Source organism: Cellulomonas sp. A375-1, assembly GCF_001040865.1.
Taxonomy (GTDB): Bacteria; Actinomycetota; Actinomycetes; order Actinomycetales; family Cellulomonadaceae; genus Cellulomonas; species Cellulomonas gelida.
Window position 1 is genome coordinate 1 of sequence record NZ_LFKW01000130.1, and the last position, 2,478, is coordinate 2,478.

Consider the following 2,478-nt stretch of genomic DNA (forward strand, 5'->3'; position numbering starts at 1 on the left):
CCGCGAGCGGCGCGTCGCCGCCGGGCAGGCCCGAGCGCTCGACCGTGACGTGGAGCTCGGCCCGGCCCGTGCCGTCCGCGGCGAGCGTGACGAGCGGACGCACCTGCGCCAGGCGCGCGACGCGCCAGCGCTCGACGCGCGCGGGGCGCCACAGCCCGGCCGTCTGCAGGTCGGGCCCCCAGTCCCAGCCGAACGAGCAGGCCATCTTGCGGACCATGTTGTACGGCTGCGGGTAGGCCAGCGGGCGGTGCCCGAGCCGGGCTTCGAGCGCCTGCGCGTGGTGCAGCGCGGAGGTCAGGTCCACCCGGAGCTCGACCGCGGAGCCCACGAGGTCACGCACGTCGAACCGGAAGGAGCGGTGCTGGTTCGCGGTCCGCCCGACCTCGTGCACCGCGCCGTCGGCGCCGACGAGCGAGATCGTCGCGACGGTGTCGATGCCGTCGAACGCGAGGTCGACGCGCTCGTCGCCGTCGGGAGCGGCCTCCACGAGCGGACGCACGTAGCGCCAGTCCACGTGCCGCATCCACGCGAGGGCCTCCTCGTTGCGGTCGAGGTACGGGTCCGGGACGAGGCCCGCGTCGAGCAGGGCCGTGTGGCTCGTGCCGGGGACGGCCGCGGGGACGCCGGCGGCCAGCGCCGCCGCGAGGGCGTCGTCCAGGTCGTCGGGGGTGCCGGCGGTGGCGGTCAGGCGCCAGCCGTCGACGAGGTCGGTGTGCGTCATCAGGAGAGCTCCGAGTGGTGCGCGGTGAGCGGGTGGGCCGGGGCCTCGTCGTCGAGGCGGGTGCGTGGGCGCTACTTGGTCGCTCCCGCGGTGAAGCCGTTGTAGATGAACCGCTGCAGGAAGAGGAACAGGACCAGGATCGGGACGATCGTGATGACCACGCCAGCCGAGATGACCTCCCACTGCGAGCCGAACGGGCCCTTGAACGCGAACAGGGCGGTCGAGATCGGGCGCTTGTCCGGGTCGGTGATGTAGAGGAAGGGCAGGAAGAACTCGTTGTAGATGCCGATCCCCTTGATGATCACCACGGTCGCGATCGCGGGCTTCAGGTTGGGCAGGATGATCGTGAAGAAGATCCGCAGGTGGCCCGCTCCGTCGATCGTCGCGGCCTCGTCGAGCGACCTCGGGATGCTGCGGACGAACTGCAGGAAGATGTAGATCGAGATGATGTCCGTACCCATGAACAGCAGGATCAGCGCGCCCTGGCTGTCGTAGAGGCCGAGCCAGTTGATGATCTGGAACGTCGCGACCTGCGTGGTCACGCCGGGGACCAGGGTGGCCAGCAGGAACAGGTTGAGCACACCGCGCCGCCCGGCGAACCGGAACCGGTCGAGCGCGTAGGCCGTCGCGGCGCCGATCAGGATCGTGCCGGCGATGGCGACGCCGAAGATGACGACGGTGTTGACGAACCCGCGCATCATCCCGCCTCGCGTGAACGCGGTCGCGTAGTTCGAGACGTTGGTCCAGCTCTCGGGTGCCGTGAACGGGCCGGTCGTCAGGAACTCCTGGTTCGTCTTGAAGGACCCGACGACGATCAGCACGATCGGCAGGAGCATCACGATCGACGCGAGCACGAGGCTGACGTACTTCACGGTGCTGGTGGCGGCGCGGATCATGCGAGGTCCACCTCGTCGTCAGGCAGCACGAGCCGCTGGATCCAGGTGATGACGAGCACGATCAGCAGCAGCACGACCGCCATCGCGGAGGCGAGCCCGACCATGCCGCGGTTGAACGCCATCCAGACCGTGCGCATCACGAACGTCTCGGTGCCGTTGCCGCCGTCGGTCATGACCTTCGGGATCTCGTAGACCGACAGCGAACCCGAGATCGCCAGGATCAGCGAGAGCCCGACGATCGGGCGGATCGACGGCAGGATGATGAACCAGAACTCGTGCCAGCGGCTCGCGCCGTCGATCTCGGCCGCCTCGTACACCTCGCTGCTGATCGACTGGATCGCGCCGAGGAACATCACGAAGTTCAGCCCCATGTACCGCCACACGGAGACGCCCGCGAGCGTGACGTTCGCGATGTCGGGGTCGCCCGTCCACTGCCGCACGAGCGACTCGAGCCCGACCGCCGTCAGCGTGGAGTCGAGCCCGCCCGCGGGGCGCAGGAAGTTGAGGAAGATCAGCCCGATCGCGACGCCGTTGATGAGGTACGGGAAGAACAGGATGCCCTTCCAGAGGTTCTTGAACCGGATCCGGAACGACAGGATCGTCGCGAAGTACAGCGCGACGACCATCTGCACGAACGAGCCGACGAAGTAGTACAGCGAGACCCAGAAGACCCGCACGTTGTCCGGGTCCGTGAACACCTCGCGGTAGTTGTCGGCGCCGACGAAGGTCTTGACCTTGTCGAGGCCGTCCCAGTCGGTCACGGAGTACCAGAACATGTTCACGACGGGGACGTACGTGAGCAGGACCAGCAGGCCGACGGGGATCGCGAGGAACAGGTAGGGGACGAGGCGTCGGCGTCGG

General features: G+C 68.5%; 2 protein-coding genes and 1 pseudogene. All 3 read right to left on the reverse strand.

Translation table 11 applies throughout. The annotated features are described in order from the left end of the window. Nucleotides 1–721 (reverse strand): annotated as a pseudogene (locus tag CWIS_RS13095) (glycoside hydrolase family 2 protein); the annotation flags it as partial. 71 nt (nucleotides 722–792) lie between these two features. After that, nucleotides 793–1,617, reverse strand: coding sequence for a carbohydrate ABC transporter permease (locus tag CWIS_RS13100; RefSeq protein ID WP_048343761.1), 825 nt, complete (start codon nucleotides 1,615–1,617; stop codon nucleotides 793–795). Further along, the coding region (locus CWIS_RS13105; RefSeq protein ID WP_048343762.1) for a carbohydrate ABC transporter permease at nucleotides 1,614–2,478 on the reverse strand (865 nt) is incomplete at its 5' end. The genes CWIS_RS13105 and CWIS_RS13100, both read right to left, overlap by 4 nt.

Excerpts from the sequence above, each read along its gene's own strand:
- CWIS_RS13100 (WP_048343761.1), bottom strand. The coding sequence starts at position 1,617 with ATGATCCGCGCCGCCACCAGCACCGTGAAGTACGTCAGCCTCGTGCTC.